Origin of the sequence: Rhodococcus ruber (assembly GCF_027270735.1) — a bacterium.
Taxonomy (GTDB): domain Bacteria; phylum Actinomycetota; class Actinomycetes; order Mycobacteriales; family Mycobacteriaceae; genus Rhodococcoides; species Rhodococcoides rubrum_A.
Genome location: NZ_JAPWIJ010000002.1, coordinates 292177 through 306510, shown reverse-complemented (window position 1 = coordinate 306510; position 14334 = coordinate 292177). Strand labels below are relative to the sequence as shown.

13 protein-coding genes are annotated in these 14334 nt (G+C 65.0%); 5 read left to right on the top strand and 8 right to left on the bottom strand.

Annotated elements, in window-relative coordinates; translation table 11 throughout:
• Positions 1 to 7: 7 nt before the first annotated feature.
• The 3 genes from O4220_RS05130 to O4220_RS05120 are packed head-to-tail and all read right to left on the bottom strand — an operon-like array spanning position 8 to position 2371.
• Positions 8 to 958: an amino acid--[acyl-carrier-protein] ligase gene (locus O4220_RS05130; protein ID WP_420030313.1), complete on the bottom strand. Its 951-nt coding sequence runs from the start codon at positions 956 to 958 to the stop codon at positions 8 to 10.
• Positions 955 to 2109 (bottom strand): acyl-CoA dehydrogenase family protein, encoded by a 1155-nt coding sequence (locus tag O4220_RS05125; RefSeq protein ID WP_032405520.1) that lies wholly within the window; start codon positions 2107 to 2109, stop codon positions 955 to 957. Before O4220_RS05125 ends, O4220_RS05130 begins: the two co-directional genes overlap by 4 nt.
• 4 nt (positions 2110 to 2113) lie before the next feature.
• The gene (locus O4220_RS05120) at positions 2114 to 2371 is read right to left on the bottom strand and encodes an acyl carrier protein (protein WP_269602561.1); all 258 of its coding nucleotides are present in this window, start codon (positions 2369 to 2371) and stop codon (positions 2114 to 2116) included.
• Positions 2372 to 2622: 251 nt separating this feature from the next.
• Between O4220_RS05120 and O4220_RS05115 the strand changes: the two genes are divergently transcribed.
• Together O4220_RS05115 and O4220_RS05110 are read left to right on the top strand one after the other, a co-directional pair.
• Complete coding sequence (locus O4220_RS05115; protein WP_269602560.1) at positions 2623 to 4086, top strand: hypothetical protein; 1464 nt, start codon at positions 2623 to 2625, stop codon at positions 4084 to 4086.
• A gap of 175 nt (positions 4087 to 4261) precedes the next feature.
• Positions 4262 to 6331, top strand: coding sequence for an Hsp70 family protein (locus tag O4220_RS05110; protein WP_269602559.1), 2070 nt, complete (start codon positions 4262 to 4264; stop codon positions 6329 to 6331).
• 6 nt (positions 6332 to 6337) lie between these two features.
• Here O4220_RS05110 and O4220_RS05105 read toward each other — a convergent pair whose 3' ends face one another.
• A complete protein-coding gene (locus O4220_RS05105; protein WP_269602558.1) occupies positions 6338 to 6862 on the bottom strand; it encodes an Lrp/AsnC family transcriptional regulator in 525 nt (174 codons plus the stop codon).
• A gap of 116 nt (positions 6863 to 6978) precedes the next feature.
• Between O4220_RS05105 and ald the strand changes: the two genes are divergently transcribed.
• Positions 6979 to 8061: an alanine dehydrogenase gene (gene ald / locus O4220_RS05100; RefSeq protein WP_269602557.1), complete on the top strand. Its 1083-nt coding sequence runs from the start codon at positions 6979 to 6981 to the stop codon at positions 8059 to 8061.
• A gap of 115 nt (positions 8062 to 8176) precedes the next feature.
• Here ald and O4220_RS05095 read toward each other — a convergent pair whose 3' ends face one another.
• The gene (locus tag O4220_RS05095) at positions 8177 to 9529 is read right to left on the bottom strand and encodes a YibE/F family protein (RefSeq protein ID WP_269602556.1); all 1353 of its coding nucleotides are present in this window, start codon (positions 9527 to 9529) and stop codon (positions 8177 to 8179) included.
• 230 nt (positions 9530 to 9759) lie between these two features.
• Positions 9760 to 11010, bottom strand: a complete 1251-nt coding sequence (locus O4220_RS05090; RefSeq protein WP_269602555.1) for a pyridoxal phosphate-dependent aminotransferase — start codon at positions 11008 to 11010, stop codon at positions 9760 to 9762.
• Positions 11011 to 11095: 85 nt separating this feature from the next.
• Between O4220_RS05090 and O4220_RS05085 the strand changes: the two genes are divergently transcribed.
• Positions 11096 to 11800 carry an SOS response-associated peptidase gene (locus O4220_RS05085; protein ID WP_269602554.1) on the top strand — a complete coding sequence of 235 codons (705 nt, stop codon included), beginning with the start codon at positions 11096 to 11098 and terminating at the stop codon, positions 11798 to 11800.
• A gap of 7 nt (positions 11801 to 11807) precedes the next feature.
• Here O4220_RS05085 and O4220_RS05080 read toward each other — a convergent pair whose 3' ends face one another.
• Positions 11808 to 12035: a DUF3263 domain-containing protein gene (locus O4220_RS05080; protein ID WP_269602553.1), complete on the bottom strand. Its 228-nt coding sequence runs from the start codon at positions 12033 to 12035 to the stop codon at positions 11808 to 11810.
• Positions 12036 to 12136: 101 nt separating this feature from the next.
• Between O4220_RS05080 and O4220_RS05075 the strand changes: the two genes are divergently transcribed.
• On the top strand, positions 12137 to 14050 hold the full coding sequence (locus O4220_RS05075) for a prolyl oligopeptidase family serine peptidase (RefSeq protein WP_269602552.1): 1914 nt from the start codon (positions 12137 to 12139) through the stop codon (positions 14048 to 14050).
• Here the strand turns inward: O4220_RS05075 and O4220_RS05070 are convergent.
• Positions 14043 to 14312 carry a hypothetical protein gene (locus tag O4220_RS05070; RefSeq protein WP_269602551.1) on the bottom strand — a complete coding sequence of 90 codons (270 nt, stop codon included), beginning with the start codon at positions 14310 to 14312 and terminating at the stop codon, positions 14043 to 14045. The genes O4220_RS05075 and O4220_RS05070 overlap by 8 nt on opposite strands.
• Positions 14313 to 14334 lie beyond the last annotated feature (22 nt).

Genomic DNA, 14334 nt, shown 5'->3' with positions numbered 1-14334 from the left:
GAATCGATCAGGGGCGCAGTGCAGCCGGCCACGCGGAGCGATCGAGTCCGTGGGTGCGGAGCATCGCCAGCGCGATGCGTTCCATACCGAACCCGACGCACGCACTGTGAGCCGGTTCGCCGTCGACGGTGGCGATGTCGAAGGTGTGGCCGAAGTGGTCGCGGTGGCAGTTGCACGAGACGACCGCGGTGCCCTCGTCCAGATCTCCGTAGAGCTTGACGACCAGTTCGGTCTTGAGGTTCTCGTTGCGCTGGTTCGCTGCGAGCATGCGTCCGGCGCGACCGAAGAACGGATCGTTGGCAATGACCGCTTCGGCTTCGAGCCCCAGATCGGCCAGCACCTGCAGGCCTCGCGGGACCCAGCGTTCACGGTGCGCGATCGCCTCGTCGGGGGTGCCGACTCGGACGAACTCGTGCATCCGAAACGCCTGCATCCGGGCCGGATCCACTGCGGGCTCGTGGCGGAAGCAGAAGCCGTAGATGTCCATCAGGGCACCCTCGGCGGGCAGTGTTCCGGTGAGCATCGAGTACGACGGGTGGCAGGCGGCCGAGACCAACATGGTTCCGGCGGAATGCAGGAAGTGATCCCAGTCCTTGCCGTCGGATCTCTCTGCCAACAGCGCCGCATGTGCCTTGTTGTCACCTTCGAAGGTGTTGATGGCACCGGTGAGGTTGGGGAACGAGGCGATGTAGTCGGTGCGCTCGAAGGCCTCGCGAGGGAAGACCGGAGCGAATCTGAACCGGGTGGCCTGACGGCCGTGCTCGACTACCCCGGCCTCGGTGACGCGAGCATCGACGAATTCGATGATGTCCTCGAATTCGCCGCTGCGCCCGTACAATCCGGGAATCGAGCTGGGTATCAGAAGTCCTGCATCGATGAGCTCGGTACGGAAAGCGGCTCGGGCAGAGTCGAGTTCGCTGAGTTCGGTCTCCGGCGCGGAGTGAGTGGTGGTCATCATTTTCCCTTGTAGACGAGGGAGAGCTGCGAGTTGTGGCCCAGGATGCGTTCGTTGCTGACCATGATCGCGGACCCGTGCGCGTCCCGAAGGTGCCGGCCGATGCTGAGCTCGCCGTCCTGTCGGTAGCCGGAGATGCCGCAGATCTGCAGGGCCTTGCCGACGATGTCGATGACGAGCGTCGATGCGGTGACCTTGACGTTGTTGATCTTGAGCGCAAAACCGATGGCTCCGAGTTCGGCAGGACTGTCTGCGACGGCCTCGAACTTCGCGGCTGCACCGAACACCGTGTCCACCAGCTGCTCGTGAACCACCATCAACTCCGCCAGACGCAGAGCGCTCGGCGGCGGCGTTCCCGGTGTCTTGCGCGCGGCCTTCTGTACGGACTTGCGCGCCTTGGTCACGGCGGCGTCGGCGATACCGAGCCAGGCCGATCCCCACAGCACGTGTGCCACTGGAAGCATCGTCTGCGCGGAGATGTCGCCGTAGTTGTCGCCCAGTATGTTCGACGTCGTCGTGCGCGCGGCCAGCATGAAGCCGGGGCTGCAGGTTCCACGGAATCCGAGGGTGTCCCAGGTGCCGGTCTTCTCGAGCGTCACGTCGGGCTTCTCGCACACCACGAGGACCTGGTCGCTCGGTGGGCTGTCGACGCTGCGTCGCGCCGTCGCCAGCACGATCTGTGCGTACTCGCCGTACGAGATGACAGGTGCGTTCTTGCTCAGAGTGATCCGCTCACCGTCGTACTCCACCGCACAACTACTGGAGCGGACGTCGCCGCCGATGTTGATCTCGGTAGTGGCAGAGGCCACCAGGATGCGATCGGTCACAATGCGTCGCTGTAGGTCTGCCATGGCGTCGGACTTGCCGTGACGGACGATGCTGAGCACCTGCGACTGGTGCATGACGAAGATCATCGCCGTCGATGCGCACTCGGAGCCGAGGGCACGCGAGATCCGGGCGATATCGGTCAGGGTTGCTCCGCCACCGCCGAACTCACGCGGAATTCCGACACCGAGCAGCCCGGCGTCGCGCAGCGCATCCACCGATTCGGTGGGAAAACGGGCATCGCGATCGACTTCGTCGGCATAGGTCCGCAGAACGGCCAGCACGTCGGTCATCGACTGGTCGATCGAGCTCTCGTAGACGGTGGTCATGGCCTCAGTCCGTCAGCTGGGCGATGGCCGCAGCGATCGCGTTGATGCTGCCGAACGTCGACTTCTGCAGCATGGTGTCGGGAAACTCGACGTCGAACTCGTCCTCGAGGGCGATCATCACGTTGACGCTCGCGTGCGAGGTGAGGCCACTGTCGTACAGGTCAGCGGCGTCGTCGATGCCCTCGACGGGGACCGGCAGCTTTCCGAATTTCTCCAGAACAGTTCGCACCCGAACCACGTCCTGAGCATTGAGCGTCTGCATCGAAAACCTCCACCGATCGCGTTAATCACGAGACCGGACGGCCTCGTAGTCGTCTCCAGGTCCGCTGGCTGTGCGCCTATTCGACCCAAAGTCTCCCCAGACCCGCTCAAACAATATCCTAGATTGTTTAGTAGCGTTAGTTCGATGCCCGCATCGGTCCTCTGGACCGCCGTACACTTCGAGTGGAGCGGGGGCTCGTGAGGGCGCCGGATCGGGCGCCGAATCGCAATGCGTAAAGGACTGTCTGGTCGATGAGTGGAGTCTGCGGGGTGTCCGTGGGTACCGGTGCCGTGCGCATCGCGTACATCGCGGACGGGCGTCGCGTCGAAGACTCCATCGACGCCGCGGGCGCACACGACCTACTGCCGGGCAAACTGGTCGACCACGGCCCGTTCGAGGACATCGTGCTCGCCGGGTGGGACACCGCGGCCGTCACGGCGCTGCTCGACACCCTGGGCGACCGAACGGTCCCGAAGGCCCGCATGGTCGAGGAATCTCAGGCCCTGATGGCCTACGCGCGCACGGTTCCGGAACTGGCCGACAAGGACTACGTGCTGGTGGTGGACCTGGGCAAGAAGGGACTGTCGGCCACCGCACTCGACGTCGCAGGCGACTACGTCGAGTGGACCGCACGTACCGTCGACATCAGCGGCGATCGCTTCGACGAAGTCGTCCGCGGCATCGTGATGGCCAAGGGGATTCTTCCTCCCCCCGTCGGTCCGGAGGGCGACGAGGAATATCAAGCATTCTTCCGAGAACTGAAAGAACTCGTCAGCACCTCGGCCGGCGTCAGAGCGCCCAACCGCGGGCCGATGTTGCTCTCCCGCAAAGAGTTCGAGCGGGAGGTCACGCCTCTGATTGCCGACGTCCTCGACTGGGCGTCCAAGCAGGCCCCGGACGCGGTCCTTCTCGTCGGAGGTGGTGCAGCGATCCCCGTGGTCCGCAGTGTCATCGAAGACAAGTGGGACGTACCGGTCCACGTACCCGATGCGCCCGTGATGACGGTAGCCGCTGGTGCTGCACTCGATGTGTCCCCGCAGGTCGACCACCTCGAAGCCCTGGTTGTTCCCGACGACGCGTCGGGGCTCTTCGATCCGCAATCCACCTCGTCGGATGCAGGTGTTCTCGACACCTCGGTTGTCGAGGGGTTGGTGGTCGACCAGTTCGCGGCCGAGGATTTGGCCGTCGATTCGACAGTCTTCGGATCCGTCGACCACGCGCCGATCGAACTCGACGACATCGATGCCCGTGATGCGGCTCTCGTCTCGCCGGACCTCGACGAGGTGTTCGACGCCCCGATGTCCGACCCGGAACTTCTCGACCGAACCGGCTTCGGCATTCCCTCACTCGACCCCGGACTCCACCCGTCTCCACGGAAGGTCCGGACGGCGGTTCCGCGTCGTGGCCGTGTCCGATGGTCGGTGCGCGACGCGGCGCTGATGGTCGGCGCCCTATCGGTCGTCTCGATCGTGTGGGGCCTGATCTACACCAGAAGCGACACGCCTCCGCCCCCACCGATCGCCGCCTCCGCGATCTACGACGATCCGCTACTTGCACCCGCGCTCCCCGATGCGGGATCCGGCTTGTCGACACCGGTGGCCGACCCGCCCGTGCTGGGGCCGATTCGTCTGTCCGATGCCGATCTGTACGAGCCGTCTTTCACATACGCAGGCGAGCTGTACCAACCGGATTTCGGTTCGGAGACGCCGGAATAGACCGCAGATAGGGAATTGCTCGCTTTACCGGGTCGCGTGACGTGTTTTGCTGCACCGGGCCTCGATGCCCTCCGGGGCCGAGCGTCCCGCAGTTTCGCGCGAGGCGGTAGCCTGGCGCTCTGGACGAGGTGTACCGCGTCCGCCGTAACTGCCGAACGAAGTGAGGCCGACAACCGTGACTGTGCTGCTTGGGGTGTCCATGGGGACCCGGGCTGTGCGCACGGCGCAGCCCCGAGCGGAGCAGTTCCAGGCTCCCGTCGCCGACGCTTCCGGCCTGGTCACCGACATCGAGAGACCACTGTTCTTCCGGAACGAACTCATCGACAGTGTGGGCGGCGACCTCCCGCATCTGGCCGCGGAGTCGATCGGTGCAGCCGTCGAAACCGAGCCCGAACTCGCCACCGGTGTCGCCTACCGGGACCCCCGACAGGCCGATGCGCTGCATGCTGCGCTCGCCGGTGCGCACCTGCACAACTACCACCTGGTGCACGAGGTGGAAGCCGTTGTCGAGTACCTCGCGGCCACCGGCGAGGCCCGCGACCACAGATCGGTCGCGTTGTTCGATCTCGGCAGTTCCGGACTGACGGTCAGCGTCGTCGATCTGGTGCAGCGGACCGTCACGGCCTCGCAGCGATCGGGTGAGTACAGCGGAGACCTGCTCGACGCCTACGTACGCAACAACCAGCTCCAGCGTCTCGGCAAGAAGACGACGGACCCCGACATCGCACTGTTCGAAAAGCGCTGCCGAATCGCCAAGGAACGCCTGTCCACACAGGACGCGGTGTGCCTGCCCGATGCGAGCGGAATGATTCTGCTCTCGCGCGAGAATTTCGAGCTGCTGATCACCGACCTGCTCGACGAAGCCATCGAATTTGCGCGCGGGGTGTTGATCGGCGCAAACGTGCCCATCGACGCCGTCGTGCTGATCGGTGGAGGTGCACGCATGCCGATCGTGCAGAAGCGCGTCGGGCCGCTGCTGGAACTGCCGTCGATAGTGCCGACCGAGCCCGAGACCGTCGCAGCGCGTGGAGCTGCGCTGGCCGCTCGACCTCACTCGCGCACTCGAACCGCACCGCGACCGACGTCCGACGCGAACAGGCATGCAACGCAACCGAAGCCCCCGGTGCGGGTCGACCCCGCAACTCGCGTGGACTCGGCACTCACCTCCGCGCCGGCGCCGCAACACCGACCTGCGCCGCCGCGTCCGCCCCAGTCGCGCGCAGCGCAGCCTCGGCCCCCGCAACCTCCTCCGCCGCCTGCAGCGCCGATCCGACCGATCCCGGCTCGCACCGAATCGCTGCACGCCGCACCGCAGGTACCTTCTCCGGCACCCACCGCAACCCGTCCGGTTCCCGCCCGTCCCTGGGTCGCGTCGGCTGCTGCCGCGACCTCGACGGCCGCGACCACGACGGCCGACACCACGACGGCCGAGGCTCCGGTCGACCCCACGAGTACGGCCGGCGGGTTCGAATCCTCGAGATTCACCGATTCCGTTGTCGATTCTTCCAATTCTCTTGCTGTCGAGCCGGAATCGTCTCCGGCTGTAGCGGATGATGTTCTCGACGACCACGTGCAGGGGGCGCGGGTCGACGGGGAGGTCGTTGCGTTGAGCACGAATGCCGGGGAGGGCACAGTCGAGGGCGCGGTCGACGACTCGGACGTGGCTGAAACTGCTGTAGCGCACAGTGTTACGAAGGCACCCGAGAAGCGGATCGACCCCGAGGCGACGGGCGACGACGACGGTAAGCCGGTTCCGTTCCAGCTGAAGAACATCTACTGGCTCGATGCCGACTACGACGACGACGACGGCGAGGACGATCGGACCCGTGCTCGGCGCAGGCTTCGCACCGGTGGTGTGCTCGCGCTCTGCCTCGCCGCAGTGGTAGCCGTATCCGGGTTCATGCTCACCCACCAGAACACGCCGCAGGTGGTCGACACCTCGGTGAGCCGCACTCAAACTCAGACTCCGGCCGTCACGACCGTTGCGCCGACGTCGGAGATACCTGCTCCGGTGTTGCCGCCTCCCGCGCCGGAAACCACCGTCGCACCGACCACCGAGCCGTCGGAGACCGAGGTCTACCAGGAGCCGTGGACGCCGGAGCCGACGACGACCACGGCCGAGCCTGCACCGCCGCCGCCTGTCGAGTCCGTTCCTCCGACGACGCAACAGCCGCCGCCGCTGATTCCGGGATTCCCCGACTTCACGCTGCCCGGTTTCCCGCCGATCGCTCCGCCTGCTCCCTGACCCGACTCATTTCTCGCCGTGAGTGTTTCGCGGTCTGATGTGCTCGAAGATCAAGATCGTCTCGGTTGCCGCGACGGCGGGGTCCGCACTGAGATTCTCGACGACGAAGTCGCGGAGCGTGGCGGTATCGACGGTTGCCACGTGTACGAGGAAGTCGTCGGCACCGGCGATGAAGTAGATGTTCAGCGTCTCTTTTCGTGAGGCGATCTTCGATCCGAATTCGCTGATCCGTCGTCGAGCATCTGCTTGCAGCCGCACCGAGATCATTGCCTGGATGCCCTGGCCGAGTGCTTCGGGGTCGATGTCGGCGTGAAAGCCGCGAATGACACCGCGTTCGACGAGGGCGCGAACCCGGGCCAGTGCGGTGGACGGAGCGACACCGGCCGCAGCAGCGAGTGCGTTGTTGGGTGTACGGGCGTCGCGGCGGAGCTCGTCGAGCAGGATGTGATCGATTCGGTCCAGTGGGATGGGCCGAACATCGTTCGGCTGGGACCCCGTACCGCCCGTCTCGAACGAACTATTGCTCACCATTCCGGGAGTCTACAGAATTATATTCACTTCCGTTGCAGGTATTCCGCAGATAATTCATAGTTGGCCTACACGGATGGAGCCACGGCTTCACGTCACCCACCACCGAGGAGGCCGCCATGAAGATCGGAATTCCACGCGAGATCAAGAACCACGAATACCGGGTGGCCATCACCCCGGCAGGCGTGCACGAACTGGTCTCGCGAGGACACGAAGTGATCATCGAGACCGAGGCAGGAGCCGGATCGTCGTTCACCGACACCGACTACAAGGCCGCCGGTGCGCAGATCCTCACCGATGCTGCCGAGGTCTGGGAAACCGCCGAGCTGCTGCTGAAGGTCAAAGAACCTATCGCCGAGGAGTATTCACGCCTGCGCAAGGGGCAGGTGCTGTTCACCTACCTGCATCTTGCAGCGTCCAAGGCCTGCACCGATGCGCTGCTGGACTCGGGTACCACAGCCATCGCCTACGAAACGGTCACTGCGCCAGACGGTTCGCTGCCGTTGCTCGCACCGATGAGTGAAGTTGCCGGACGGCTCGCGCCGCAGGCCGGTGCCTACCACCTGATGTCCAGCGAAGGAGGACGTGGAGTTCTCATGGGCGGAGTGCCCGGAGTGCGTCCCGCCAACGTCGTCGTCATCGGAGCCGGTGTGTCCGGAAAGAACGCCACCGCAATCGCTTTCGGTATGCACGCCGACGTCACGGTCCTCGATCTCGACGTGAAGGCGCTGCGTGCCATCGACGATCAGTACCGCGGTGCCGTCAAGACCCTGGTGTCGAATGCGTACGAACTCGAACAGGCCGTTCTCGCAGCGGATCTCGTCATCGGTGCAGTGCTGGTGCCCGGAGCCAAGGCTCCGAAACTGATATCCAACAGCCTGGTTCAGCGTATGAAGCCCGGTTCGGTTCTGGTCGACATCGCCATCGACCAGGGCGGCTGCTTCGAGGATTCGGTGGCCACCACCCACGCCGATCCCACGTACAAGGTGCACGAGTCGGTGTTCTACTGCGTCGCCAACATGCCCGGAGCCGTTCCGCGCACGTCCACCTACGCGCTCACCAATGCCACGCTGCCGTACGTCGTCGCACTCGCCGACAAGGGCTGGGAAGCTGCCTGTGAGGCGGACCCGGGTCTGAAGGCGGGACTGAGCACGCACAACGGGGCCCTGCTGTCGGAAACCGTCGCAGCTGCATTCGCCTGAGGAGCTGACGAGCGGCTCCGCCGCACGTGCGCGGTAATTCGCAGCAGGGGTCGAGGCGGGAGTGAAGCCTGCGGAACGACCCGAAGGCACCTCGTTCACATGCGGCGAAGCCGCTCTACGCACTGTGGCGACCCGAGCCCCGCGATCGAGCGGGCTTGGGCGTCCGGGACGACGACGCGCCTCTTTTGGACGAGTTGATCGGCCGGGCCAGCAGCACAGCGATCGCGGTGGTGAGGGGCACCGACAGTGCGAGGGCTACACCGCCCACGGAGGATCTGACTATTTCGATCGACACGGCGTCGCCGGTCAGCACGTCCTGGATCGACCGATCGGCGACGCTGAACAGCAACAGCAGCGGAAGCGCGCCACCGGCGTAGGCGAGGACGAGGGTGTAGACGGTGCTGGCGATGTGATCGCGTCCCACCCGCATCGCGGCGGTGAAGATCTCGCGCCGCGACGCCGTCTCGTCCACCGATGCCAACTCGAAGGCCGCCGAGGCCTGAGTGATCGTCACGTCGTTCAACACTCCGAGCGAGCCGATGATGAAGCCGGCCAACAGCAGACCGGTGACGCTGACGTTGCCGATGTACGTCTGCACCGCGGTGTTCTGTTCCTCCGACAACCCGGTCAGGTGTGTCATCCGGATTGCGACGTAGGACAGGACTGCGGCCAGGCCCATCGATGTCAGCGTGCCCAAGAGCGCCGAGCTGGTGCGCAGATTCACCCCGTGCGCCAGGTACAGCACGGCATAGAGGATCACCGCACCGGCGACGAGTGCGACCGGAATGGCGGGTGCGCCGTCGAGCAGAGCCGGCAGCATGAACACCACCAGCACGGCAAACGCAATGAGCAGGCCCACCAGAGCACGGAATCCCCGCCAGCGGGCGACGACGCAGATGACCACGGCGAACACGCCGACGATCAACCCCAGCGGTAGCCCGCGGGAATAGTCGTTGAAGGAGTACCGGATTCCACCGGCAGGATCTGACTGCAGAACCAGTCGGATGTCCTCACCGGCGCTCAGCGTCGGTTGGCCGGGACCTGGCGCGATCTCGAGTACCGTCCGCTTACCTGCGTCCTGGCCCGAGGTGATGTCGACGATGCTGCGCTGACATTCGTACGAGTCGTTGACCGCGGGGGTCGGATTGCCGGTGAACGCTCTGCCCGCGTCGGGACTTCCGCAGGGCCCGATGCTCTGCGACGTGATGGTGCCCGCCTCGGTGGACACCGCACCTCCGCCGGCCGTCTGGAACGGCAGCGGAATGTCGATGCTCTGTTTGCTGGGCCACAGCGCGAATGCCCCGGCGATGACGGCGATGCCGATGGCGAGCAGCAGTCCGACGACGACTTTGGCCGCTACCGGGCCCAGCGGTGCCGGAGTGTCGCTGTGCCCGTGTCCGTGCCCGTGGCCCACATGGGAGTCGAGGCCCGGCTTGGTGCCGTCGGGATGATTGCCGTGTGGTTCCACGGTGCAAGGCTAGTACGAGGGCCACGTCGGTGGCCGATGCGAGGAGCTCGGTGGCGGGGAGCAGGGGGGGCGTCCCCCGCCACCACCTGACCGACCCGGGGGGGAGGGGACGACCAGGGCTCGCGGGCACCGAAGTGCCGTCCGCCAATCTACAGATCATTCGGCCTCGGGGCGCGATCACACCGAAGTTTTTTGCATCACTTCCAACTACTCGAGCGTAACTTCCGCCGTCACTGCTTGTAGGAGGCGAGAAAGTTGCCGAATCTTTCGATCGCCACGGCCAGATCTCTCGCCCACGGCAGAGTCACGATGCGCACGTGATCGTGGCCGGGCCAGTTGAAACCGGTGCCCTGAACCACGAGGATTTTCTCCTGCAGCAGCAGATCCTGCACCAGTTTTTCGTCGTCGTAGATTTCGTGCACTTCGGGATCGAGTCGCGGAAACGCGTACAGCGCTCCCCGAGGCTTCACGCACGAGACGCCATGAATCGCGTTGAGCTTCTCCCATGCGACGTCGCGCTGCTCGAGCAGGCGTCCGCCGGGCAGGATCAGATCCTCGATGCTCTGATAGCCGCCGAGTGCGACCTGAATGGCATGCTGCGCAGGCACATTGGGGCACAGTCGCGTCGACGCGAGAAGGTCGATTCCTTCGATGAACCCCGCTGCGTGCTTCTTCGGTCCGGTGATCGCGAGCCACCCCGCGCGGTACCCGGCCACGCGATACGCCTTGGACAGCCCGTTATAGGTCAGGCACAGCAGATCGGGAGCCAGGCTGGCCAGCGAGGTGTGCTGGGCGTCGTCGTAGAGAATCCGGTCGTAGATCTCGTCCGCGAGCAACAACAGCTGGTGCTTGCGCGCCAGATCGACGATGCCCTGCAGAACTTCCTTCGAGTACACCGCGCCGGTCGGGTTGTTGGGGTTGATCACCAGCAGCGCGACGGTCTTCGGAGTGATCTTCGACTCGATGTCGGCCAGATCGGGATTCCACCCGTTCTCCTCGTCGCAGATGTAGTGCACGGCCTTGCCGCCGGACAGTGTCGTCATCGCCGTCCACAGCGGGTAGTCCGGGGCCGGGATCAGCACCTCGTCGCCGTCGTCGAGCAACGCCTGCATCGTCATCGTGATGAGCTCGGACACCCCGTTACCGAGGTAGATGTCGTCGACATCGAGCTCGGGGAAGCCCGGTTCGAGCTCGTAGCGCGTGACGATGGCACGTCGCGCCGACAGAATGCCCTTCGACTCCGAGTAACCCTGGGCGACGGGCAGGGCGGCGATCATGTCTCGCACGATCACATCGGGGGCTTCGAAACCGAACGGAGCCGGATTACCGATGTTGAGCTTGAGGATGCGATGCCCCTCGGCTTCGAGTCGGGCGGCATGGGCGTGTACCGGTCCACGGATCTCGTACAGCACGTTCTGCAGCTTGGTCGACTGCTGCAACGTGCGGTAACGCGGCTGGGAGTTGATCTGTGGAGTGGTCACCCGTCACATCGTGCCAGGCGAGCGGTCTCGGTTTCCACAAGGTTGTTTCGGCCGGGTTGTCGGTGGCGAGTGGAACAATCGACTCATGTGCGGACGGTATGCCAGTACCCGGAGTGACACCGACCTCCAGGCGGTGTTCGACATCGCCGAAACAGTGGGCGAGGAGGTGCCGCCGTCGTACAACGTGGCCCCGACGCAGACGGTGCGGACGGTGCTCGAACGCGCCCACAAGGACGAACCGGAGTCCGACGCTGTGCGGCAACTGCGTTCGGTGCGCTGGGGTCTGATCCCGTCCTGGGCGAAGGACGCGAAAATCGGTTCCCGGCTGATCAACGCCAGGTCGGAGACCATCACCGAGAAGCCGTCGTTCAAGAAGGCCGCAAGCCGTCGACGCTGCATCGTGCCCGCCGACGGGTACTACGAGTGGGAGAAGCGCGACGGAGGCAAGGTGCCGTACTTCCTGCATACGGAAGGCGTGCTCGCGATGGCAGGCCTGTACGAATTGTGGCGAGACCCAACCAAGGCCGACGACGACGAGGACAGGTGGGTCTGGTCGGTCACGGTGCTCACCTCGCCGGCAGCCGATGCACTCGGCCACATTCACGATCGCTCGCCGGTCGTGCTCCCACCGGATCTCCGCGCGAGCTGGCTCGATCCCACCGTGACCGATCTGGGGGCGGTACAGGACATGTTGGCTGCCATCCCGGAACCCCGGCTCGCGCCCTACGAGGTGAGTACCGCAGTGAACAGCGTGAAGAACAACAGCCCGGAACTGTTGACGCCGGTGTGACGGTGGGTCAGGTCAGTCTGGTCCGGCAGATGTCGAGAATCGCGGACCGCTCGTCCGGCGACAGATCCCCGGCCACCGGCGAATCGAGAATTCGACGCAAGCGCTGGAAATAGGTGCGCCCGTCGACGCCGAATGCGACGTAGATGTCCTCGTCGCTGCCGCCGCCGTATCCCTGCCAGGTTCGGCCGAATGTCAGAATCTCGTGGTCCACCGATTGGGTAGTGGTCCGGCGCATGGTGTTCCCCCTACTGCTGCTTGTCCTCCATCATCCGGGTCACTGTTGAAGGGCTCGTGAACAACGCGTTACGGCCACGTCAGTTCACTAGGGTGGAGCTCGTGACTGCACTCGCCTTCGGATCCTGGCCTTCGCCCATCACTGCAGCGGACCTGTCGTCCGCGGGCCACCCCGTCGAGGGCGGTCGCTACGTCGGCGACGAGATCTGGTGGTCGGAATTGCGACCTGCCGAACAAGGGCGGACGGCGATCTGTCGCCACGTCGACGGAGAAGTGCAGCCGATTCTGCCCGCACCATTCAACGCCCGCACCCGAGTCCACGAATACGGCGGTGGGGCATGGACTGCGACGGAAGACGGCGACCTGGTGTTCGCCGAGTTCTCCGATCAACGTGTCTACCGACTCACCCCAGGCGGGGCACCCGTGCCGCTGACTCCGAAACCGGCTGTGGCGTCGAGCATCCGGTACGCCGAACTGTCGGTGGTCGGTCACGACGTCATCGCAGTCCGCGAGATGCACGACGCCGGCGCGGTATCGAGAGACATCGTGGCGATCGACCTGAGCGGCGGCGGGGTGCGGTCGTTGGTGGCGGGCTCGGACTTTCTCGCGTTCCCGCGGCTGTCGCCCGACGGCACCCGCATGGCCTGGATAGCGTGGAACCATCCGCAGATGCCCTGGGACGGAACGGAACTGCGCGTGGCTTCGCTGGCCGATCCGTCGTCCTGGACGGTGCTGCTGGGTTCGACCGAGGAGTCGGTGATGCAGCCGGAGTGGATAGACGACGAACGGTTGTATGTCGTCAGCGACCGAAGTGGTTGGTGGAACCTGTATTCGGTGACTCTCGATGGCGCTGTCACACCGTTGCTGTCCCTCGATGCCGATTTCGGCGCCCCGCTGTGGCGCTTGGGTTCTAGTTCGTACGAGGTGCTCGACGAGGGAAAGCTACTGACCGTGCGGACCTTCGGTACCGACACTCTCGCAGTCCTCGACCCTGTATCCGGCGCTCTGGACGATATCGCGCTCGACGGTGTGACGTCGGTAGGCCTCGGTGGGCGCAGAGGATCGACCGTGTTGATCAAGGGCGGCGGAGCGCAGGTGGCGAGCGGACTGTTCGCTCTCGATCTCGACACTCGTGAACTCACCGCTGTACGTTCGGGTTTCGAGTCCGTCCCCGACGCTGGGTATCTGCCGGAGGGACGTCAGGTGACGTTCCACGGACCGAATCGTGAGGTGCACGCCATCGCCTATGCGCCGCGCAACCCGTCCTACGAAGGGCTCGACGGCGAACTCCCGCCCTACGTCGCGTTTGTCCACGGCGGTCCGACGGCGCACGTGGCACCCGCGCTGAATCCGCTGTTCGCGTACTTCACCAGCCGCGGCATCGGCGTCGTCGACGTGAACTACGGAGGGTCGAGCGGGTACGGCCGCGAGTACCGAAATCGCCTGCGCGGGCAGTGGGGCGTCGTCGATGTGGAAGACACTATTGCGGCCGTGCAGGGGCTCGCCGACAGCGGTCTTGCCGACCCGCGCCGGTTGGCCATCGAAGGTGGCTCCGCAGGCGGTTGGACGGTGCTGGCAGCACTGACGTCCTCGGACGTATTCGCTTGCGGAGCTTCGTACTTCGGAGTCGCCGAGCTCGAGCTGTTCGTCGCCGAGACCCACGACTTCGAGTCGCGCTACATCGACGGGCTCATCGGACCCTTGCCCGAGGCCATCGATCTGTACCGCACCCGCGCACCGGTCAACAACGTCGACGGACTCTCGTGCCCGGTGCTGTTGTTGCAAGGACTGGACGATCCGATCGTGCCCCCGTCACAGGCCGAGCGATTCCGAGACGCCATGGTGCAGAAGGGAATTCCGCACGCATACCTCGCCTACGCGGGTGAGTCGCACGGATTCCGCAAACTCGAAACTCAGGTGAACGCACGAGAGTCCGAACTGTCCTTCTACGGCCAGGTCATGGGATTCACACCGCCCGGAATCCCCGAGTTGGAGCTGTGGCGTCCCGCTAGCTGAGAGGTGGGTGTGCGCGCTTCGCCTCGAGAAACTCGAGCAGCGCGCTGGGGATGGCGCAGTACTTGCTGTTGCCTACGGACAACTTGCTGCCTGCCTCGAACGCCGCCTTCGACGGGCCGTCGTTCTCGAGGATCAGTGCGCAGAGTCGCTCGTCGGTGCGGCCGGATTCGCAACACTTCTCGACATGAGCTCGGTCCTCGGGTGACAGCGTTGTCCACCACTCGTCGTAGCGGTGAAACAGCTTGTCCGCGTCGTCGGTCATGCCTGCTCCTACTCGTCGGGTA